Origin of the sequence: Serratia sp. CY82433, assembly GCF_052166535.1 — a bacterium.
GTDB lineage: Bacteria > Pseudomonadota > Gammaproteobacteria > Enterobacterales > Enterobacteriaceae > Serratia > Serratia sarumanii.
Map to the genome: position 1 here is coordinate 432,997 of NZ_JBJNOR010000003.1, position 21,656 is coordinate 454,652.

General features: G+C 62.4%; 20 protein-coding genes and 1 pseudogene. 18 read left to right on the plus strand and 3 right to left on the minus strand.

Annotation, left to right across the window (positions count from 1 at the left end; all coding sequences use genetic code 11):
* Positions 1–50 precede the first annotated feature (50 nt).
* A complete protein-coding gene (gene metK / locus ACJ8PI_RS18310; RefSeq protein WP_016926681.1) occupies positions 51–1,205 on the minus strand; it encodes a methionine adenosyltransferase in 1,155 nt (384 codons plus the stop codon).
* A gap of 909 nt (positions 1,206–2,114) precedes the next feature.
* Here metK and speA point away from each other — a divergent pair.
* From speA to ACJ8PI_RS18325, 3 genes are all read left to right on the plus strand, one after another.
* Entirely contained in the window at positions 2,115–4,091 is a 1,977-nt protein-coding gene (speA, locus tag ACJ8PI_RS18315; RefSeq protein WP_033649617.1) for a biosynthetic arginine decarboxylase, read from the plus strand.
* 195 nt (positions 4,092–4,286) lie between these two features.
* Positions 4,287–5,207, plus strand: a complete 921-nt coding sequence (speB, locus tag ACJ8PI_RS18320; RefSeq protein WP_004937606.1) for an agmatinase — start codon at positions 4,287–4,289, stop codon at positions 5,205–5,207.
* A gap of 335 nt (positions 5,208–5,542) precedes the next feature.
* The gene (locus ACJ8PI_RS18325) at positions 5,543–5,695 is read left to right on the plus strand and encodes a Hok/Gef family protein (protein ID WP_193146725.1); all 153 of its coding nucleotides are present in this window, start codon (positions 5,543–5,545) and stop codon (positions 5,693–5,695) included.
* A gap of 109 nt (positions 5,696–5,804) precedes the next feature.
* On the opposite strand, the gene ACJ8PI_RS18330 is transcribed toward ACJ8PI_RS18325, so the two are convergent.
* A complete protein-coding gene (locus ACJ8PI_RS18330) occupies positions 5,805–7,046 on the minus strand; it encodes an MFS transporter (protein WP_049212884.1) in 1,242 nt (413 codons plus the stop codon).
* Between the two features lie 399 nt (positions 7,047–7,445).
* Here ACJ8PI_RS18330 and ACJ8PI_RS18335 point away from each other — a divergent pair, with 399 nt between their 5' ends.
* From ACJ8PI_RS18335 to ACJ8PI_RS18400, 14 genes are all read left to right on the plus strand, one after another.
* Positions 7,446–7,763: a non-heme iron oxygenase ferredoxin subunit gene (locus ACJ8PI_RS18335; RefSeq protein WP_004937614.1), complete on the plus strand. Its 318-nt coding sequence runs from the start codon at positions 7,446–7,448 to the stop codon at positions 7,761–7,763.
* A gap of 2 nt (positions 7,764–7,765) precedes the next feature.
* Positions 7,766–8,074 carry a recombinase-like helix-turn-helix domain-containing protein gene (locus ACJ8PI_RS18340; RefSeq protein ID WP_004937617.1) on the plus strand — a complete coding sequence of 103 codons (309 nt, stop codon included), beginning with the start codon at positions 7,766–7,768 and terminating at the stop codon, positions 8,072–8,074.
* A 20-nt stretch (positions 8,075–8,094) separates the two neighbouring features.
* Positions 8,095–9,138 carry an aromatic ring-hydroxylating oxygenase subunit alpha gene (locus ACJ8PI_RS18345; protein ID WP_033649620.1) on the plus strand — a complete coding sequence of 348 codons (1,044 nt, stop codon included), beginning with the start codon at positions 8,095–8,097 and terminating at the stop codon, positions 9,136–9,138.
* A complete protein-coding gene (locus tag ACJ8PI_RS18350) occupies positions 9,135–9,890 on the plus strand; it encodes an SDR family oxidoreductase (protein ID WP_033635901.1) in 756 nt (251 codons plus the stop codon). Before ACJ8PI_RS18345 ends, ACJ8PI_RS18350 begins: the two co-directional genes overlap by 4 nt.
* 36 nt (positions 9,891–9,926) lie before the next feature.
* Positions 9,927–10,721 (plus strand): IclR family transcriptional regulator, encoded by a 795-nt coding sequence (locus ACJ8PI_RS18355; RefSeq protein ID WP_004937625.1) that lies wholly within the window; start codon positions 9,927–9,929, stop codon positions 10,719–10,721.
* Positions 10,722–10,830: 109 nt separating this feature from the next.
* The gene (locus ACJ8PI_RS18360) at positions 10,831–11,772 is read left to right on the plus strand and encodes a VOC family protein (protein WP_164134839.1); all 942 of its coding nucleotides are present in this window, start codon (positions 10,831–10,833) and stop codon (positions 11,770–11,772) included.
* The gene (locus ACJ8PI_RS18365; RefSeq protein WP_164134838.1) at positions 11,769–12,980 is read left to right on the plus strand and encodes an NAD(P)/FAD-dependent oxidoreductase; all 1,212 of its coding nucleotides are present in this window, start codon (positions 11,769–11,771) and stop codon (positions 12,978–12,980) included. The genes ACJ8PI_RS18360 and ACJ8PI_RS18365 overlap by 4 nt, the downstream gene beginning before the upstream one ends.
* A 23-nt stretch (positions 12,981–13,003) precedes the next feature.
* Positions 13,004–14,260, plus strand: coding sequence for an MFS transporter (locus ACJ8PI_RS18370; RefSeq protein ID WP_033635897.1), 1,257 nt, complete (start codon positions 13,004–13,006; stop codon positions 14,258–14,260).
* Positions 14,261–14,292: 32 nt separating this feature from the next.
* On the plus strand, positions 14,293–14,817 hold the full coding sequence (locus ACJ8PI_RS18375; RefSeq protein WP_004937634.1) for a cupin domain-containing protein: 525 nt from the start codon (positions 14,293–14,295) through the stop codon (positions 14,815–14,817).
* Positions 14,817–15,635, plus strand: coding sequence for an alpha/beta fold hydrolase (locus tag ACJ8PI_RS18380; RefSeq protein WP_164134837.1), 819 nt, complete (start codon positions 14,817–14,819; stop codon positions 15,633–15,635). Before ACJ8PI_RS18375 ends, ACJ8PI_RS18380 begins: the two co-directional genes overlap by 1 nt.
* Complete coding sequence (locus ACJ8PI_RS18385) at positions 15,632–16,426, plus strand: SDR family oxidoreductase (RefSeq protein WP_164134836.1); 795 nt, start codon at positions 15,632–15,634, stop codon at positions 16,424–16,426. The genes ACJ8PI_RS18380 and ACJ8PI_RS18385 overlap by 4 nt, the downstream gene beginning before the upstream one ends.
* Positions 16,427–16,441: 15 nt before the next feature.
* Entirely contained in the window at positions 16,442–17,236 is a 795-nt protein-coding gene (locus tag ACJ8PI_RS18390) for an aspartate dehydrogenase (protein WP_049195190.1), read from the plus strand.
* Positions 17,237–17,252: 16 nt separating this feature from the next.
* The gene (locus ACJ8PI_RS18395; RefSeq protein WP_049195191.1) at positions 17,253–18,722 is read left to right on the plus strand and encodes an aldehyde dehydrogenase; all 1,470 of its coding nucleotides are present in this window, start codon (positions 17,253–17,255) and stop codon (positions 18,720–18,722) included.
* Positions 18,723–18,774: 52 nt separating this feature from the next.
* Positions 18,775–20,415, plus strand: coding sequence for a thiamine pyrophosphate-binding protein (locus ACJ8PI_RS18400; RefSeq protein WP_164134854.1), 1,641 nt, complete (start codon positions 18,775–18,777; stop codon positions 20,413–20,415).
* Positions 20,416–20,456: 41 nt separating this feature from the next.
* Here ACJ8PI_RS18400 and ACJ8PI_RS18405 read toward each other — a convergent pair whose 3' ends face one another.
* Entirely contained in the window at positions 20,457–21,209 is a 753-nt protein-coding gene (locus tag ACJ8PI_RS18405; protein ID WP_164134835.1) for a M48 family metallopeptidase, read from the minus strand.
* A 238-nt stretch (positions 21,210–21,447) separates the two neighbouring features.
* Here ACJ8PI_RS18405 and ACJ8PI_RS18410 point away from each other — a divergent pair.
* Positions 21,448–21,656: pseudogene (locus ACJ8PI_RS18410) on the plus strand (transketolase); the annotation flags it as partial.

Here is a 21,656-nt window from a genome sequence, read left to right on the forward strand (position 1 = left end):
CAAAAAAAACGGCGAGCCAGGGCTCGCCGTTTTCATGTTGATGTCGGGGCTTATTTCAGGCCGGCGGCATCGCGCAGCAGCGCGGCTTTGTCGGTCGCTTCCCACGGGAAGTGCTCGCGGCCGAAGTGGCCGTAGGCAGCGGTTTCGCGGTAGATCGGCTGCAGCAGATCCATCATCTGGATCAGGCCATATGGGCGCAGATCGAAGAATTCGCGCACCAGCAGCGTCAGCTGTTCGGTTGGCACTTTCTCGGTACCGAAGGTTTCCACCATGATGGAGGTCGGTTCCGCTACGCCGATAGCGTAAGACACCTGGATTTCGCAACGATCGGCCAGGCCGGCGGCAACGATGTTTTTCGCCACGTAGCGTGCCGCGTAGGCCGCGGAACGGTCAACCTTGGACGGATCCTTACCGGAGAAGGCGCCGCCGCCGTGGCGCGCCATGCCGCCGTAGGTGTCGACGATGATCTTACGGCCGGTCAGGCCGCAGTCGCCCATTGGGCCGCCGATAACGAAACGGCCGGTCGGGTTGATGTGGTATTTGGTGCCCGCCGTCAGCCATTCCGCCGGCAGGACCGGTTTGATGATCTCTTCCATCACCGCTTCTTGCAGATCTTTCAGCGAGATATCTTCGGAATGCTGGGTGGACAGCACCACGGCGTCGATGCCGACGATTTTGCCGTCGTCGTACTGGAAGGTCACCTGGCTCTTCGCGTCCGGACGCAGCCACGGCAGGGTGCCGTTTTTACGCACTTCGGACTGGCGCTGCACCAGACGGTGCGCGTAGGTCACCGGGGCCGGCATCAGCACGTCGGTTTCGTTGGTGGCGTAGCCAAACATCAAGCCCTGATCGCCGGCGCCCTGCTCGAGAGGATCGGTACGGTCAACGCCCTGATTGATATCCGGGGATTGTTTGCCGATGGCGCTCAATACTGCGCAGGAGTTGGCGTCAAAGCCCATGTCCGAATGAACGTAGCCGATCTCGCGCACGGTCTTGCGGGTGATCTCTTCGATATCGACCCAGGCGCTGGTGGTGATTTCACCGCCGACCAGCACCATGCCGGTTTTCACGTAGGTTTCGCAGGCGACGCGCGCCTTCGGATCTTGTTCCAGGATGGCGTCGAGGACGGCATCGGAGATCTGATCGGCGATTTTATCGGGATGTCCTTCGGAGACGGATTCGGACGTGAAGAGGTGTTTAGCCATTGTGTTCTTTACCTTGCATAAGACGGGTTAGAAATTACTGCACAGCGCTGGAGATCCGGCATCAAAGCGAAGGGTCTTCCGCTGATGGCGCGAGATGCATCCTGCAACGCCCCTCAGGCAAAGCCGTTAAGCAGTTTATCAGTTAACCAGTATAGATGGATTAACATCTGGACGTCTATTTTAGGTCAGGGTTTAGCCAGATTGCCAGTAATTTTTTGCGCTTTCGCTCTTTTGCGCAAACGGGTTGGCGCCATTTTCATCGCTTGAAACAGTTTTCGGCGAATTTTCATTTTGCTTTTTCACCTGCTTACCGGTATAAACTGCGCGCGCGGTTCATTTGCTGCACAGTACGGCGGTCTTGAGTGGGGGAAGGCGCGATAAACTTCCGCTTTGCATTCGCCGCCGTTGCGCTATTATCCGTCGCAGGCGTTCGCCGTGAGCGCCGCCGCTTCATCGAACGGTCACGTTCTTACACTATTTTAGAGGCTTGGTCGTTCACTCCGAACGGCGCGCGTGGAGGTGGTTGGATTAATGATCCGTTGTCTACCGGTTGTTGGTTCCCAACAGCAGTGCCGTTCTGGCGCACATTCTTCTGCTATTTCCCGTCTTGTCTCTTTGTCACTTACCAGGTGCGATAAACACTTGGCCGCTACTCAGGATTCTCGGGCCGGCTAACGGTCGTCTGAAGAACTGAACAAGGGTAGCCTGCAGCCTTCCTGTGGGATGTTTCTTGGCCCGATTCACGAGGTTTGAACAGGGTGTCTTACAATTATATGAGTGATAAACCGATCGCTGACCGCGAACGGCGGTTCTCTTCGCTGCCGCCAGCGCGGCTTGTTGGGTTGTTCTCGCGGGTGGTAGCTGCGATAGTGGCTGACGGTTTCGTCAGTGCGGAATGTGAGGCGAACCATGTCTGATGATCTGTTGATTCACCGCCCGCCGGTTGCGGGCGAGTCTTTATCTTTGCGCTCCATGCAGGAGGTTGCCATGAATGATCGTAATGCCAGCAAGATGCTGCGTACTTATAACGTCGCCTACTGGGGCAACAATTACTATGACGTCAACGAGCTGGGCCATATCAGCGTGTGCCCGGACCCGGATGTCCCGCAGGCGCGCGTCGATCTGGCAGAACTGGTGAAAACGCGCCAGCAAGACGGCCAACGTTTGCCTGCGCTGTTCTGCTTCCCGCAGATCCTTCAGCATCGCCTGCGTTCGATCAACGCCGCGTTCAAACGCGCGCGTGAGTCTTTCGGTTACCAGGGCGGCTATTTCCTGGTGTATCCGATCAAGGTGAACCAACATCGCCGCGTGATTGAGTCGCTGGTGAACTCCGGCGAACCGCTGGGGCTGGAAGCCGGCTCCAAGGCCGAGCTGATGGCGGTGCTGGCGCATGCCGGCATGACCCGCTCGGTGATCGTCTGTAACGGCTATAAAGATCGTGAATATATTCGCCTGGCGCTGATCGGAGAAAAACTGGGGCACAAGGTGTACCTGGTGATCGAGAAGATGTCCGAGATCAACCTGGTGCTGGAAGAGGCTGAGCGGCTGAACGTGGTGCCGCGCCTGGGCGTGCGTGCGCGCCTGGCGTCGCAGGGCTCCGGCAAATGGCAGTCGAGCGGCGGCGAAAAATCCAAGTTCGGTCTGGCGGCGGTGCAGGTGCTGAAGCTGGTGGAAACCCTGCGCGAAGCGGGCCGTCTCGACAGCCTGCAACTGCTGCATTTCCACTTGGGCTCGCAGCTGGCCAACATTCGCGATATCGCCACCGGCGTGCGCGAATCGGCGCGCTTTTACGTTGAACTGCACAAGCTGGGCGTCAACATTCAGTGCTTCGACGTGGGCGGCGGCTTGGGCGTCGACTACGAAGGCACCCGCTCGCAGTCCGACTGCTCGGTGAACTACGGCCTGAACGAATACGCCAACAACGTGATTTGGGGTATCGGCGATGCCTGTAACGAACACGGCCTGCCGCACCCGACGGTGATCACCGAGTCCGGCCGCGCCGTGACCGCGCACCATACGGTGCTGGTTTCCAACGTGATCGGCGTCGAGCGCAACGAATTCAGCGAACCGTTGCCGCCGGAAGCCGACGCGCCGCGCGCGCTGGAAAGCATGTGGGAAACCTGGCTGGAAATGAACGAGCCGGAGAACCGCCGCTCGCTGCGCGAATGGCTGCACGACAGCCAGATGGATCTGCACGACGTGCATACCCAATACGCGCACGGCATGCTGGATCTGACCAAGCGCGCCTGGGCCGAGCAGCTGTATCTGAACATCTGCAACAAGATCCAGCAGCAGCTCGATCCGAGCAATCGCGCGCACCGTCCAATCATCGACGAGCTGCAAGAGCGCATGGCGGACAAGTTCTACGTCAATTTCTCGCTGTTCCAGTCGATGCCGGATGCCTGGGGTATCGATCAGCTGTTCCCGGTGCTGCCGCTGGAAGGGCTGGATAAGCCGCCGGAAGGCCGTGCGGTGCTGCTCGACATCACCTGCGATTCCGACGGCACTATCGACCATTACGTCGACGGCGACGGCGTGGCGACCACCATGCCGATGCCGCCGTACGATCCGGAGAACCCGCCGGCGCTGGGCTTCTTCATGGTCGGCGCGTACCAGGAGATCCTCGGCAACATGCACAACCTGTTCGGCGACACCGCCTCGGTTGACGTGTACGTGTTCCCGGACGGCAGCGTCGAGACCGAGTTGTCCGACGAGGGCGACACCGTGGCGGACATGCTGGAGTACGTGCAGCTCGATCCGGGTGCGCTGCTGGCCAAGTTCCGCGATCAGGTCAAAGAAACCGATCTGGACAGCGAGCTGCAGGCGCAATTCCTGGAAGAGTTTGAAGCCGGCCTGTACGGCTACACGTATCTGGAAGACGAGTAACTGCCCTCTTCAGGGGGGCGATATCGGCCCCCTTGAAGCATGGATAAAATGCGGCCATAATCAGCCGTATCGGTAGCACCGAAACAAACATCGAACAAATCCCTTTCTCGTCGGGCTAACGACGCGGGAGGGATTTTTTTTTTGTAACGGCCCGGCCTCTGCGCCCGGCAACTTGTTGAACTACGAGGGTTTACTATGAGCACCTTAGGCCATCAGTCCGATAATTCATTAGTGTCCAACGCCTTTGGTTTCCTGCGCTTTCCGCTGAACTTCATGCCTTACGACAGCGATGCAGAGTGGGTCATCACCGGCATTCCGTTTGACATGGCGACCTCCGGTCGCGCCGGCGGCCGTCACGGCCCGGCGGCCATCCGTCAGGTGTCCACCAACCTGGCCTGGGAAGGCAACCGCTGGCCGTGGAGCTTCGATCTGCGCGATCGGCTGAACGTGGTTGACTGCGGCGATATCGTGTTCAACTTCGGTGACGCGCAAGACATGAGCGACAAGCTGCAGGCGCACGCGGAGAAACTGCTGAAGGCCGGTAAGCGCATGCTCTCGTTCGGCGGCGACCACTTCGTGACCCTGCCGCTGCTGCGCGCGCACGCCAAGCATTTCGGCAAGCTGGCGCTGGTGCACTTCGACGCCCACACCGATACCTACGCCAACGGCAGCAAGTTCGACCACGGCACCATGTTCTACCATGCCCCGAACGAAGGCTTGATCGATCCGCACCACTCGGTGCAGATCGGCATTCGTACCGAGTTCGATCATGACAACGGTTTTACCGTGCTGGACGCCGCGCAGGTGAACGATCGCAGCGTGGACGACCTGCTGACCCAGATCAAGGGCATCGTCGGCGATATGCCGGTGTATCTGACCTTCGACATCGACTGCCTGGATCCGGCGTTCGCACCGGGCACCGGCACGCCGGTGATCGGCGGCCTGACCTCCGATCGCGCGCTGAAGCTGGTGCGCGGCATGCAGTCGCTGAACATCGTCGGCATGGACGTGGTGGAAGTGGCGCCGGCTTATGACCAGTCCGAGATCACCGCGCTGGCCGCGGCGACCCTGGGCCTGGAGATGCTGTACCTGCAGGCGGCCAAGAAACACGCCTGACGCCAGGCTACTCCTCGCTGAAAAAGCGGCTCCCATCGTATGGAGCCGCTTTTTTTATTGCATTTGTCGCCATCCGCGCTGCCCTTTTCAGTCCGTTGCAACGCCTTTGCACAACACCGCGCAGAAATGAAACTGAGTCAGTAAAAAGGAATCGGGAGAGTGGGGAGGATGAATATACTGCGCGCGGGTGCTCTGGATCTTTGTATCTGGAGCCTGCGTGAAAGGTACAAAGAGAAAAGCCCCGAGTCGATATCCATCAACCCGAGGCCAACTCTAACGCCAGACAACGTTAAGTTAGCCTCTTACCCGCCGCGAGGCAAGGAGAAGAAGGCATGATGCCGAACAAACGGAGCCTGTTAAAATTGGTGGTTATTTGTGCCACGGTAATATCACTGGCATGGAGAACTCGCAGTACGCTGTGTGAGCTGCGGATCCGATCGGGCAACACGGAGGTTGCGGCCATTTTGGCTTACGAATCCGAACGGTAAGGCAACCCGGCGACGGGGATGTTCCCCGTCTGCTGGCTGTTGGCGTCCAGATCCACGAGCACCCTCTCAACGCTTTCGGTTTTCCGCCGCACAGGGCAGAGAAACGGGTTTATGCCCGCTTCATCTGCTGCGCCAGCAACATGCGGCCAAACAGCGCGCCGCCCGCCAGCAGCGTCAGCAACTGCGAGGCGATCAGCACCGCAAAGCCTGAAGACACCTTGCCCTGGCTGGCCATCACCATGCCCATCGCCATCGGCACAAACGCCGAGAACAGATTGCCGATGCCGTTGATCAGCCCATAGGCGCTGCCGACCGCCTCCGGCCGCGCATAATGTTGCAGCAGCGTGGGTATCGCCGCGCCCTGCGCCCCCCAACAGGCGTTGGCCGCCAGCAGAAAGAAGGCGATCCAGCCAAGCTGATGGCTGTGCATCACGCCATAAATGCACAGCGCGGTCGCTGCGCCGCCGCAGACGAAGATCAGCGGCGCCTGATAAGGGCGGATACGATCGAGCAACACGCCACCGAGGTATTTGGAGGCGATGCTGACGATGAAAGGCAGCGCGGCCATCCAGCCCATCTGCTTGATGGAAAACCCCTTTTCATCGGTCAGATACGCCGGCAGCCAGGCGCTGGAGCCCCACAGATAGCTGAGCGTGGCGATCTCGATCAGCAGGATCCAGCCGAGCATCGGCGTGCGCCAGGCCAGTGCAAAGGTGCGCCAGACGCGGTTCAGCACCGGTTGCGGATCGGCAGGGCGTGAAGATGAGGATAAGGGGAGCGGGTGAACGAACAGCCGCACCAGCGCCAGCCCCAGCAGCAGGTTGAGCAGCGCCAGCAGGTGAAACGACATCGCCCAACCGAAGTGCGCCATCAGAAAACTCACCAGCGGAAAGCCGAGCACCAGCCCCAACGAAACGCCCAGCGCGCTGACCGCGTTGGGCTTGCCGCGCTCGTCGGCGGCGAAATGGTCGCCGATGTACATGGTCTTCAGCGAGAACAGCGGCCCTTCGCTGACGCCAAGCAGCGCGCGCACCACGCACAGCAGCATCAGCGAGCCCGCCAGCGGCGAGGCGGCGGTGAGCAGCGCCCACAGCACCACGCTCAGCGTCAGCGCGCGGCGGTAGCCCATCAGCGTTTCCAGAAACGGCGTCAGCAACATGGCGGACAGCCCGTAGCCGAGCAAAAACACCGTCATCAGCGTGCCCTGGTGAGCGCGGTCACCGCCAAGTTGGAAGTGTTGCAGGAAGTCGGGATTGACCAACATCACGGCGATATTGACCCGATCCGCATAGGCGATAACGATCAGAAACAGCAGGGCGATCACTCCAAACCAGCGTTGACGTTGTTGCACGGCGCGTTCCTCAGTGCGAGCGGTTGACGAATTCAGGCAGCAGCAAACTCACCCGAGGATGCCAGTTAGCGCAAACGCGGGAGGATGAGGCTGATTGATGTAAAATTATTGTTATCAAATAGGGTGTGAAAGACAGAGAGAAAACACTTTTACGCGCAATGCGTCGCCGGAATCAACGCGTTTTTTGCCATAAATTAGCAGGGGAGCGCACAACTGACATAGGTTTTTCATATCGGTGCATTATTTCGTGATCCTTCCCGCATTTGTCATTTTTAAACAACCTTTCATTAACATTTGCCGTTCCGCTCGCTTGACGAAAGTTTCGCCAGACTTATAGTGACTGTATTAAATAAGAAACTGAGTTTCATATATGAAACAATCAGATAGAGGATAAAAGCAATGAGCTGGAAGAATGTGTGCGAAGTGTCTCAGGTGAAAGAAGATTTTCCTTTTTCCGGCAAAGTGGAAGGAAAAGAGATCGGGGTATACCTGCTCGACGGTAACTACTACGCGCTGGAAGACGTCTGCCCGCATGCCTATGCCTTGCTCAGCCAGGGGTTTGTAGACGACGGCAAGGTTGAGTGCCCGCTGCACGAAGCGCTGTTTGACGTGCGCACCGGCCAGTGCCTGCGCGAGCCGGGCGGCCGCGATCTGCAAACCTATCCCACCCGGGTGGTCGACAACCAAATCCAGATCACCTTTATCGCGGAGGAGTAATCATGCAGCACATCACCGATTTCAATCCCTGGCTGCCGGACACCCAACAGGTGACGCCGGCCCGCGAAGGCGGCAACGGTCAAATCCATCAGCCGGGCCAATTTCGCAACGTGATCTGGCAAAACCGTGCTCGTGTGCCGGACGGTTTCGAAACCGCCCTGGTGGCGGCGCTGGAAACGATCTTCGATCAGGGCGCGGAAGAGCTGGAGCAGATCGTCAGCGCGTTGAATCAGCGCCGCCTGTTCGATCGCAGCGGCCAACCGTGGAATGAGGCGACGTTCCGCGAATTCCTTCACGTTAACGGTTTCTGAGCCACATCCGGGAGAAGACAATGACAGCAAATACAACATCCTCCGAACAGAGCTTGCAGGACTATCTTGACCAGGGGCTGCGCGGCATGTGGTATCCGGTGCTGGCCAGCTGGGAAGTGGGCAACAATCCGGTCGGCATCACCCGTCTGGAGCAGCAAATCGTGGTGTGGCGCGACGGTGAAGGCCAGATCCACGCGTTGGAAGACCGCTGCCCGCACCGCGGCGCGCGGCTTTCCATGGGATGGAACCTCGGCGATCGCATCGCCTGCTGGTATCACGGGGTGGAGGTCGGCGGCGACGGCACGGTGAAAGACGTGCCGGCGGTGGATCGTTGCCCGCTGGTGGGGCAAAAATGCCTGCGGTCTTACCCGGCCAAAGAAGCCTACGGCGCGGTGTTCCTTTATTTCGGCGTGACGGCGGATGAAGCGCCGGCGGAGCTGACTTTCCCGCAAGAGCTGGCGGACGAAGCGTCGTACAGCAATTTCCTGTGCACCGCCAGCTGGAACTGCAACTACCAATACGCCCTGGAAAACGTGATGGATCCGATGCACGGCACCTACCTGCACTCCTCCTCGCACTCGATGGCGGAAGGGGACCGCAAGGCGGATATGGGGCTGGAGCCGACCGACAGCGGGTTTATCTTCAAGAAAAACGGCCAGATTGGCGTCAACTTCGACTGGGTGGAGTTCGGCAACAGCGGCGCGTATTGGATGCGCCTGTCGATCCCGTACAAAAAGCGCTTCGGGCCGGGCGGTCACTTCTGGATCATCGGCATGGTGGTGCCGGAAGACAAGGATCACTGCCGGGTGTTCTTCTGGCGCATCCGCAAGGTCAAAGACTGGCAGCGCGACATGTGGCGCTTCATGTACCGCAACCGCCTGGAATCGTTGCATTGGGACGTGCTTGAGCAGGATCGCATCGTGCTTGAAAATATGGCGCCTAACGCCCGCGGCCGCGAATACCTGTACCAGCACGACGTCGGCCTTTCGCGCCTGCGCCGCCTGATGCAGAAAGAAGCGCAGAAACAGCTGGCGACGCTGCGCGAGCGGGAGGCGGCGCAGTGAACGGCCTGTTGAACGGCAAACGCATTGTTGTCACCGGCGCGGCGCGCGGCCTGGGCTACAGCTTCGCCGCCGCCATCGCCGCCGCCGGCGCGCAGGTGGTGATGTGCGACATTCTGGCGGATGAGCTGGCGGCGAGCGGCGCTGCGCTGCGCGAGCAGGGCGCTCAGGTGGAAACGCAGACGATCGATCTAGCGTCACCGGATTCGATCCGCTCGGCGTTCGAGAAGATCGCCGCAGGCGGCGGGATCGACGGTCTGGTGAACAACGCGGCGCTGGCGACCGGCGTCGGCGGCAAAACCATGATGGAATACGATATCGATCTGTGGGATCGGGTGATGCAGGTCAACGTGCGCGGCACCTGGCTGGTGAGCCAGGCGGCGGTGCCGCTGCTGGCGCGCAGCCCGCACGCCAAGATCGTCAACGTGGCGTCGGACACTGCGCTGTGGGGCGCGCCGCGTCTGATGGCCTATGTCGCCAGCAAAGGCGCGCTGATCGCGATGACCCGATCGATGGCGCGCGAGCTGGGCCCGCAGGGGATCTGCGTCAACGCCATCGCGCCGGGCCTGACGCGGGTGGAAGCCACCGAGTATGTGCCCGCCGAGCGTCATCAGCTGTACGAGCAGGGGCGCGCGCTGGCCGGGGCGCAGCACCCGGACGATGTGAACGGTACGGTGCTTTATCTGCTGTCGCCGCTGGCGGATTTCGTCACCGGCCAACTGCTGCCGGTCAACGGCGGCTTCGTATTCAACTGAGGCCCGCAGGGCCGGCGCACAGCGCAGGAGCGAGAAATGGCGGACGAGCAAGCATGTAAGTATCTGATCCCGGGGCTGGATCGCGGGTTGCAGTTGCTGCTGGCGTTTGGCGAGCAGCATAAGGAAATGACTTTCGCCGAGTTGCATCGCCTGGTCGATATGCCGAAGGCCACCGCCTACCGCGTGGTGCAGACGCTTGAGCACCTGGGCTTTTTGGAGCGCAATCCGCGCACCAACACCTTTGCGCTCGGCATCAAGGTGCTGCGCCTCGGCTTTGAATACATCGCGTCGCTGGACGTGGCGCAGGCCGGCCAGCCGGTGATTGAGCAGCTGCGCGATCGCAGCCAGTGCAGCAGTCATCTGGCGATCCGCGATGGGCGCGACGTTATCTACATCGCCCGCGTCAGCGCCGCCGGTTCGCAGATCAATCAGGTCAGCGTCGGCACTCGCTTGCCGGTGCATCAAACCTCGCTCGGCCGCATGCTGTTGACCAGCGCCACCCGCAGCGAGTTCGAACAACTTTATCCGGACGCGCAGCTGCCGGGCAATGCGCCGGGCACCCCGGCGGATCGCGAAACGCTGTGGCAGATGGTGCAGCAAGACAAAGCGCGCGGCTATGTGATCGGCGAGTCGTTCTTCCGCCACGGCATCTCCTCGATCGTCTATCCGATTTTCAACCGCGAGCAGCGGGTCGAGGCGGTGGTCAGCATCATGGTGCCGTCCGATGAGATCCCGAAAGCGGATCGCGAGCGGCTGCGCATGGAAGTACGCGACGCGGCGGAGAAAATTTCCGGCTTCCTCGGCGCGCCGCCGCAGGCCAACGTCGGCTAACCGACAGGACCGACTCTTTTACTCAGGCAGGGATAAGGCCCGTAGCAAACAGGGGCCGGGGTTCACTCATGCCTGAAAACCGTATGCAGCGAGAACGTGAGGCTGAACAATGAGCGTAATCGGAATCGAAAAACTGGAATTTGGCGTCGAAGATCTGCCAACCTGCGAAAAATTCATGCAAGACTTCGGCCTGCAGCCCGCCACGCAACATTGGGGCGAACCGCAGCGCGAATTCACCACCCTGAGCGGGGCGCGGGTTGTCCTGCATCCGTTGCAAAGTGCGGCGCTGCCTGCGGCGTTTGAGGGCGGTTCAACCCTGCGCCGCATGACCTGGGGCGTGGCCTCGCCTGCCGATCTGGCGCATCTGCAGCCGCGTTTGGCGCTGATGCCCGGCTTCCGTCAGGTGGGAGAAGAGCTGGAATGCCTCGATCCCAACGGCATGACGCTGCGCTTCGTCGTCAGCCGCCAGCAGGCGGTCGAGGTGCCGGTCACGCCGATCAACCAATGGGGCGACGTGCGCCGCATCGATCAACCCAGCCCGGTCTATTCGCAGGCGCAGCCGATCAACATTGGCCACGTGGTGTTCTTCGTTGAGGACCTGGCGGCGACCGAGCGTTTCTATCGCGAGCTGTTGGATTTCCAGGTTTCCGATCGCTATATCGATCGCGCCGTCTTCCTGCGCACCCAGGCGCGCGGCGGCCACCATAACCTGTTCCTGCTGAAGCTGCCGAACCGCCCACGGGGTCTGAACCACGTGGCGTTCACCGTGCGCGATATCCACGAAGTGATCGGCGGCGGCATCGCCATGAACAAGGAGAAGTGGAGCACCTTTATCGGCCCCGGCCGCCACCCGATCTCCTCGGCTTATTTCTGGTACGTCAACAGCCCGACCGGCGGCGCGTTCGAGTACTACACCAACGATGATTATCTGACGGAAAACTGGCGGCCGCGCGAGCTGGAGCATTCGTTGGTCTCCTTCACCGAATGGGCGGTAGAGGGCGGCATCGATCACGACACGCGCCGCCAGCATAAAAAGGCGGCGGCGTTATGAACCGGCCGGAACATGTGGGCATCGTCATCGTCGGCGGCGGCCAGGCCGGCGGCTGGGCGGCCAAGACGCTGCGCGATCGCGGTTACAGCGGCCGGCTGACGGTGGTCAGCGACGAACCCTACGATTTTTACGAGCGGCCGCCGCTGTCGAAAGCGGCGCTGCTGGATGCCGCGGCTCCCCTCAGCCGGCTGTTCAGCGAACAGACGGTGGCGGAGCTGAATATCGACTGGCGCCGCCCGCTGCGCGCCGAGTTCATCGATGCAGAACAGCAAATCGTCACGCTCAGCGACGGGCAACGGCTGCAGTTCGAGCAGTTGCTGATCGCCACCGGCGGTCGGCCGCGTTTGCCGGGCGCCGCCTGGGCGCAGCACCCGCGCGTTATGACGCTGCGTTCCTGGGACGATGCGGCTCGGTTGCGGCAGGGCCTGCAGGGTTGCCGCCGCCTGGCGATCGTTGGCGGCGGTTGGATCGGGCTGGAGATCGCCGCTTCCGCGCGCCGTCTCGGCGCCGAGGTGACGGTGTTTGAACGCCAGCCCGCGCTGTGCATGCGCAGCGTCGGCGCCGACGTTTCACAGGCGTTGCTCGAACTGCATCGTCAGCAGGGCGTCACGGTGCTGTGCGGCTGCGGCGAGATCTCGTTGGAAGATCGCGACGGCGCCGCCTGGATCGGCAGTGAAGTCAGCGATCCGCAGGCCTTCGACCTGGTGGTGGTGGGGATCGGCGTCGAGCTGAATCTCGAACTGGCGCGCAGCGCCGGGTTGGCGATCGAGTCCGGCATCGTGGTCGACGGCCAGGGGCGCACCAGCCATCCGGCGATCTTCGCCGCCGGTGACGTGGCGCGCCACCCGACGCTCGGCCTGTGCCTGCAGTCCTGGGCCTACGCGCAAAATCAGGCCATCAGCACCGCCTGCGCGATGCTCGACGCCTTCGCCGCACCGTATGACGACGTGGCCTGGCTTTGGTCGGATCAATACGACGCCAATATCCAGATCCTCGGCGTGCCGAGCGGCGGCGTGCACCATGTGGTGCGCCGCACGCCGCAGTCGCAGGTGTTCTTCACGCTGAACGCCGATCGGCAGCTGGTGCAGATGGTGGCGTTCAACGATGCGCGCACCATCAAGCTCGGCAAGCGTTGGCTGGCGAGCGGCCGGGTGCTGGATCCGCAGCAGCTGGCGGATGCGGAGTTTTCTTTGATGGCGTTGAAATAACGCCCGAACCTCGGGAGCGTTTTATGACTACGCAAGACATTGACGCCCGCGCTGGACGGGCGGGGGAAGCCGTTGCCGAAAATCCGCAGCAGCGGGTGCGCTGGTCGGTGCCGATCGCGCTGTTCGCCTGCGTGCTGCTGGCGTTTTTCGACAAGATCAGCATCGCGGCGCTGTTTTCCGATAGTGAGTTTCAGCAGGCGTTGGGCATCGGGTTTGACCCGGCGCGGCTGGGTTTGCTGATGAGCGCGTTTCTGTTCTCCTACGGCATTTCCTCGATGCTACTCAGCGGCATCGGCGATCGGCTTAATCCGGTCAAGGTATTGATTGGCATGATGGTGGTGTGGGGCGTGCTGATGGTGTTGATGGGGATGACGCGTTCCTATCACGCCATGATGACGCTGCGCATTCTGCTCGGCATCGCCGAAGGGCCGCTGCTGCCGATGGCCTACGCCATTATTCGTCAGGCCTTCCCGCCGCAGCTGCAGGCGCGCGCCACCATGCTGTGGCTGCTCGGCACGCCGCTGGGCGCCGCGCTTGGCTTCCCGGTCACCCTGTACATCCTCAATACCTTCGACTGGCAGGCCACCTTCTTCTTTATGGCGTTTCTGACGCTGCCGGTGATGTTGCTGGTGCTGTTCGGCATGCGCCACCTGAACGTCGCGCGCCCGGCGGCGGCGACCAAGCCGGCGGTGTCCGAACGTAAACAGCATCGCCGCGAGCTGCTGCGCAGCCCGCACTTTTGGATGATCTGCCTGTTCAACATCGCCTTCCTGACCTACCTGTGGGGCATGAACGGCTGGTTGCCGAGCTACCTGATCAAGGGGAAAGGCATTCATCTGGAGCATGCCGGTTACCTCTCTTCGCTGCCGTTCATCGCCATGCTGCTTGGCGAAGTGCTGGGCGCCTGGCTGTCGGACAAGCTGGATCGGCGCGCGCTGGCCTGTTTCCTGTCGCTGTGCGGCGCCGGCCTCGGTCTGGCGGTGGTGCTGCACCTGCAGGGCACCTACAGCGTAATCGCCGCCATGGCCTTCAGCACCTTTATGTGGGGCGCCGGCGCGCCGAATATTTTCGCGCTGTTGGCGAAGGCGACCAGCAGCAAGGTCAGCGCCACCGCCGGCGGCATCTTCAACGGGTTGGGCAATTTTGCCGGCGCGCTGGCGCCGGTGCTGATGGGGGCGTTGATCGCCGCTACCGGCAATATGGATAACGGCCTGCTGTTCCTGGTGGTGATGGCTTTCGTCGGCTGCCTCATTCTGCTGCCGTTACTGAGAAAGTACTGATTAATCAATCGATTCAACAGAGGAGTGACAACATGTCTCAGGTTGAGAACAAAGCCGGCGTCAAGCCGCAGGATCTGTCGATGGAAAACTGGGTAGAGTCGCGCATCGCCCGTTTCGAAGGCCGTAAATACGACTGGAACGCGCTGAAATTCCAGGCCGACTTTGACCCGAAATACCGCCGCGCGCAGATGCGCTACATCGGTACCGGCGCTACCGGCGTGGCCAGCGACGCCAACACCATTCCGGCGGGCAACTTCACCTTCTCCACCATGGTGCTGCCGTCGAAGTGCGAGGGCCCGCTGCACCTGCACGACGACGTGGAAGAAGTGTTCTTCATGCTGAAGGGCAGCATCACGCTGATGATCCAGGACGGCGAAGAGTATTACGAAACCAGGCTGAAAGAGCGCGATCTGATCTCGGTGCCGGCGGGGGTGTATCGCGGCCTGTTCAACCACGGTGAGGAAGAAGCGCTGATGTGCGTGATGCTCGGCACCGCCAAGCCGGAGATCCCGACCTATCCGGCGGATCATCCGCTATCCAAAGTGAAGCGCAACTGATGAACGGCCTGGCGCAACGCCAACGGGCGCGCTGCGGGGCGTATACCCTGAGCTGGCGCGAGGCCGGGCAGGGGCGGCCGGTGGTGTTGCTGCACGGCATCAGCTCCGGATCGGCCTCGTGGATCAAGCAGCTCAACGATAGCGGCCTGACGGATGGCCACCGTCTGTTGGCGTGGGACGCGCCGGGCTACGGCGGCAGCCTGCCGTTGGCGCATCCGCAGGCCGATGCCGCCGGTTATGCGGCGGCGTTGGCGGCGCTGATAGATGAGCTGCAGCTGGCGCAGCCGCTGATCGTCGGCCATTCGCTGGGGGCGCTGATCGGCAGCGCCTATGCCGCCGGCTATCCGGACGGGTTATGCGGATTGGCGTTGGCGGATCCGGCGCAGGGCTATGCCACGGCGCCGGAGGAAAAACGCCGGCAGGTCTATGGCCAGCGCCAACAGATGATAGAGACGCTGGGGCCGGTGGGCTACGGCGAGCAGCGGGCGGCGGCCTTGCTGCGTGAAGGGGCGGATCCGCAGGACATCGCCTGGGTGCGCAACGGCATGCAGCAGCTCGATCCCGACGGCTTTCTGAGAGCCGCCTGGATGCTGGCCAACGACGATATCGGCCGCTATCTGGCGCGCTATCGCGGCCCGCTGGAGGTGTGGTGTGGTGAACAGGATCGCATTACGCCGCCGGAGAAGGCGGCCGAGCTGGCGCGTGAGCAGGACGCGACGCTGCGTTTGATCGCCGCCGCCGGCCATGCCAGCTACCTCGACGCGTCGGCGTGTTTCAACCGCTATCTGCGGGACTTTACGGGAGCAATCCAACGATGAATTTTCAGCTTGAAAACCGGGTGGCGGTGGTGACTGGCGGCTCGTCGGGCATCGGTTTCGAAACCCTGAAGCTGCTGCTGGCCGAAGGGGCGAAGGTGGCGTTCTGCGGCCGCGATCCGGACAAACTGGCCGGCGCGGAGGCCAGCCTGCGTGCGGAGTTTCCGCAGGCGGGGATCCTGGCGCTGCGCTGCGACGTGCTGGACGCGCAGCAGGTGGCGCAGTTCGCCGCTCAGGTGACGGCGCATTTCGGCGGCGTGGATCTGCTGATCAACAACGCCGGTCAGGGCTTCGTCGCCCATTTTGACCAGACGCCGCGCGAAGCCTGGCTGCATGAGGCCGAGCTGAAGCTGTTCGGCGTGATCAACCCGGTGCAGGCGTTCTTACCGGCGCTGGAACGGTCGGCGATCGCGTCTATCACCTGCGTGAACTCGCTGCTGGCGCTGCAGCCGGAAGAACACATGATCGCCACCTCGGCGGCGCGCGCCGCGCTGCTCAACATGACGCTGACGCTGTCGAAAGAGCTGGTGGGCAAGGGCATTCGCGTTAACTCGATCTTGCTGGGGATGGTGGAGTCAGGCCAGTGGCGCCGCCGTTTCGACGAGCGCAGCGATAAAGATCAAAGCTGGGAACAGTGGACGGCGGCGATCGCCGAACGGCGCGGCATCCCGATGAAGCGCCTCGGCAAGCCGCAGGAGCCGGCGCAGGCGCTGCTGTTCCTCGCTTCGCCGCTGGCTTCCTTTACCACCGGCGCGGCGCTGGACGTATCCGGCGGCTTTAACCGCCATGTGTAGCAGGGGCCGATAAAGATGAAGAAGATCATGATGATTGGCTACGGCTCGATGGCGAAGGAAGTGATCGCCCGTTTGCCGGAAGGCGTGGAGGTCGGTTGGATCCTGGCGCGCGCAGCTCATCATGCGGCGATCGCCGCGGCCTTTGGCGGGCGGGTGCAGGCGCTGACCCATCCCGAGCAGTGTTTGCAGCGGCCGGATCTGGTACTGGAGTGCGCCAGCCAGCAGGCGGTGGCGGAGTTCGGCGAAGCGGTGCTGCAGCGCGGTTGGCCGCTGGCGTTGATCTCGACCGGCGCGCTGGCGGACGCCGCATTGCAACAGCGGCTGCAGCAGGTTTGCCGCCGCCATCACGGGCAGCTGATCGTGCTGTCCGGTGCGGTGGCGGGGATGGATGGGCTGGCGTCGGCGCGCGAAGGCGGGCTGGAGAGCGTGACTTATCAGGCCAGCAAAAGCCCGGCCAGCTGGCGAGGCAGCCCGGCGGAGCAGCTGATCGACCTCGATGCGGTGAGCGAAGCGCAGGTATTTTTCGAAGGGTCGGCGCGCGAAGCGGCGCGTTTGTTCCCGGCCAATGCCAACGTGGCGGCCACCATTGCGCTCAACGGCCTGGGGATGGACGCCACCCGGGTGCGCCTGCAGGTCGATCCCGCCACCCGGCGCAATACCCATCGTCTGCAGGTATGCGGCGACTTTGGCGAATTTCACATCGAGCTGAGCGGCACCCCGCTGGCGAGCAATCCCAAAACATCAACCCTGGCGGCGCTGAGCGCGGTACAAGCCTGCCGCCGTCTGGTGGACGGCGGTTTTATTGCCTGAACGGCAGGAGCGGAGCATGGAACGATTGAATATTTTTGTCGCCGGGCGCTGGCGTGAAGGGCGTGGCGAAGAGATGGCTTCGGTATTCCCGGCCGACGGCAGCGTCAACGCGCGGCTGCGCGCCGCCAACGTCGAGGACGTGAACGAGGCGGTGGAAGCGGCGGAGCGCGCCTGGCGCGCGCCGGAATGGCGCGGGCTGGTGCCGCATCAACGCGCCTCGATCCTCTACCGCGTCAGCAACCTGATCCTGGCGCAGCAGGAGCAGTTGGCCGAGCTGCAAACCCGCGACAACGGCAAGCCGCTGGCCGAGACCCGCGGGCTGGTGGCCAGCGCGGCGGCGACCGCGCGCTACTTTGCCGCCGCCTGCGAGGTGTTGGAAGGCGAGTTGCCGACCCCGCGCAGCGCCGAGGTGATGACGCTCAGCCAGTACCAACCGATGGGGGTGATCGCCGCCATTACGCCGTGGAACTCGCCGATCGCCAGCGAAATGCAGAAGGTGGCGCCGGCGTTGGCGGCGGGCAACGCGGTGGTGCTCAAACCGGCCGAAGCCACGCCGCTGATGGCACTGAAGCTGGCCGAACTGTTCGAACAGGCGGGCCTGCCTGCCGGGCTGCTCAGCGTGTTGCCGGGCAAAGGTTCGGTGATCGGCGAGGCGTTGGCGCGCCATCCGCTGGTGAAAAAGATCGCCTTTACCGGCGGGACCAGTACCGGGCGCCATTTGGCGCACATCGCCGCCGACAAGCTGATCCCCACTTCGCTGGAATTGGGCGGTAAGTCGCCGACCATCGTGCTGGAGGACGCCGATCTGGAACAGGCGGCGCGCGGCATCTGCTATGGCATTTTCAGCTCCGCCGGCCAGGCATGCATCGCCGGTTCGCGGCTGTTCGTGCATCGTTCGCTGTATCAGCCGCTGCTGGCGCGCTTGACCGAACTGACGGCGGGGCTGCGCATCGGCAACCCGCTGGTGCCGGGCGTGCATCTCGGCCCGCTGATCAGCGCCAAACATCGGCAAAGCGTAGCGGACTACGTGGCGCTGGCGCGGCAGGAGGGCGGCCGGGTGATCATCGGCGGCGAAGTGCCGGCCGATCCGCTACTGGCGAGCGGCAGCTATTACCTGCCGACCATTATCGAAGGCTTGAACAACGACGCCCGCGTTTGCCAGGAAGAGATCTTCGGCCCGGTGCTGGTGGCGCTGCCGTTCGACGACGAGCAACAGCTGACTGAACAGGCTAACGACTCGGTGTACGGCCTGGCGGCTGGCATCTGGAGCCGCGACTTCCCTCGTGCGATGGCGCTGGCGGAGCGGCTGGAAACCGGCACCGTCTGGGTCAACACCTACAAAACGTTCTCGATTTCCACGCCGTTCGGCGGCTTCAAGGAGAGCGGGCTGGGCCGCGAAAAAGGCCTGAACGGCATCAAGGCCTACATGCAGCAGAAAAGCGTGTATCTGGCGCTGAGCCATCAGGTGAACCGCTGGAGCGACTAGGCCGACACCTCTACGCATAACCCTAATAACGAATACCCTAAGAAGGCAGATGATGAGCGATAAAATCACGGTTGGCGAGGCGATAGCCCGGACTCTGGAACAGTACGCGGTGTCGGCGATGTACGGCATCATTTCGATTCATAATCTGCCGATCGCCGATGCGGTGGGGCAGCGCGATAAAATTCGCTTCGTGCCGGCGCGCGGCGAAGCGGGGGCGGTCACCATGGCCGACGCGCACGGGCGCTTCTCCGGCCTGGGCGTGGCGTTGACCAGCACCGGCGCCGGCGCCGGCAACGCGGTGGGGGCGATGATTGAGGCGCTCAACGCCAACACGCCGCTGCTGCATATCACCGGCCAGGTGGAAAAAGCCTATCTGGACGCCGACGCCGGTTTTATTCATGAAACCCGCGATCAGCTCGGCTTCCTGCGCGCCTGCTCCAAACGCGCTTACCGGGTCAATTCGCCGGAGCAGGCGGTGGCGGTGATCCAGCGGGCGATCCTGGATGCGCAAACCGTGCCCTGCGGCCCGGTGGCGGTCGAGATCCCGATCGATATTCAAAGCAGCCTGGTTTCCCGTTCGGTGCTGACCGAGCCGTTGGCGCCGGCGCCGCTGCCGCAGGCGGACGATGCGGCGGTGGAACGGCTGCATCAGCGGCTGAAACAGGCCAAGCGTCCGCTGCTGTGGTTGGGCGGCGGCGCCTTGGCCTGCGGCGACGCGGTGCGCAAGCTGGCGGACGCCGGCGTAGCGGTGATCTCCAGCACCCACGGGCGCGGCATTCTGCCGGACAGCCATCCGCGCAGCCTGCGGGCGTTCCATAACTCACCGAGCATCGAAGCGATCCTGACGCAGTGCGATCTGACGCTGGTGGCCGGTTCGCGCCTGCGCAGCAATGAAACCCGTACCTGGACGCTGCCGCTGCCGCGCCCGCTGGTGCAGATTGACATCGATCCGGCGGCGGCCAACCGCAACTATCTGGCCGATGAACAGATCAACGGCGACTGTGCGGCGCTGCTCGCGGCGCTGGCGGCGCGGCTGAGCCCCGGCGAGAAGGTCAACGCCGAGTGGGATGCCGAGATCGCGGGGGCGGTGCAGCAGGCGGAGCGCGCGCTGCGCCAACAGTCCGGCGAATACGCCAAACTCAACGATGCCATCGACGCCGCGCTGCCGCAGGACGGGCTGTTGGTACGCGATATCACCGTTTCCGGCAGCGTCTGGGGCAGCCGTCTGTTCCGTGCCATCTCGCCGCTGTGCAACATTCACTCGCTGGCCGGCGCCATCGGCATGGGGCTGCCGATGGCCATCGGCACCGCGATTGCCAACCCGCAGCGCAAGGTGGTGGGGTTGGTGGGCGACGGTGGTTTGGCGCTGGGCCTGGGCGAGCTGGCGACCATGGCGCAGGAACAGGTGAACATCACCCTGATTATCATGAACGACGGCGGTTATGGCGTGATGCGCGGCATTCAGGACAAGTACTTCGCCGGGCGTCAGTATTACAACGAGCTGCATACGCCAGCCTTTACCCAGGTCGCCGAAGCGATGGGGTTGAAAGCCTGGAAGGTGGACGCGGCGTCGCAGTTCAACGGCGTGCTGGCCGAGGCGATCAACTACCCGGGGCCGTCGGTGGTCGAGGTGGACATGAAGCAGGTCGGGCCGCTGACCTTCGCCGGACCGCCGCAGAAAACCCTGTATTGAGACGATAAAAAACGCCCGGCGATTGCCGGGCGTTTTCGTGGTTATTTCTCTGACGCGATGCGATCGCGAATGTGCTGCGCACGCGCTTGGGAAGAAGGGTGGTCGTCGAACATGCTGCTCTGACGGCCGGCTTCCATCTGGGCCAGTTTTTCGAAGCTGGTGGCCAGGCCATTCGGATCGATGCCGCGCTTTTTCAGCAGATCGAACGAGTAATCATCTGCTTCGCTTTCCTGCTTCTGTGAGAACTGGGCGCTGACCAGCTTCTCGCCGATGTCCGCCAGCTGCGACTGCGACAGCGAGCCGATGACGCCGCCGGCGGAGGACGCAGCGGTGCGCAGCGCCACGGTGCCGTAAGCCACCTGCATCGCCTTGCGGGTGTGGCCCAGCGCCACGTGGCCCATTTCGTGGCCCAGCACGCCTTCGACTTCGTTGTCGTTCATCATGTCCATCAGGCCGCTGTAGACGCGGATGCAGCCGTTGGCCATCGCCCAGGCGTTGACGTCTTTGGTCACGTAGACCTTGTAGTTGGCCGGGGTGCCGTTGATGTTGTCGCCCAGCGCCGCGGCGATTTTGTTGAGACGCTTGGCGTAGGTGCTGTCGGCCGGCGCGATTTGTGCCTTGCTGTCCATCTCGGCGCAGGATTTATCACTCAGGGCCTTAACGTCGTTGTTGCTCAGGGTCGCCGCCTGGAACGCCTGCGCGCCGGACTGCATCAAGGTTTCGGTATTCAGGTTTTGACAGCCGGTTGCCAAGGTGGCAATGCCCAACGCAATCAAAGAGGTACGGATCTTCATAACGCCATCTTCCTGTGAAGGTAACAAGGTAAAAGAGTCATTTTGCTTGGAGGAAATCTTGTTGCAAGAGCCTAGTGTACGCCAGCCGGGGCGAGAATAGTGTTATTCCGAAAAAGCGTCCAATCGTGCTAATAAGTGGTGAACTCGCTCTCATTTGGCATTAGGGATTGCCGTTGTGATGTGGAGTCTGAGAAAATAGGGAACTTGACTGCTTTTTTTATCCGACCTGGAGTAAAACATGTCCTCTCGTAAAGAGCTTGCCAACGCCATCCGCGCACTCAGCATGGACGCCGTACAAAAAGCCAATTCCGGCCACCCGGGTGCCCCCATGGGCATGGCGGACATCGCCGAAGTCCTGTGGCGTGACTACCTCAACCACAACCCGACTAACCCGCACTGGGCTGACCGCGACCGTTTCGTGCTCTCCAACGGCCACGGCTCCATGTT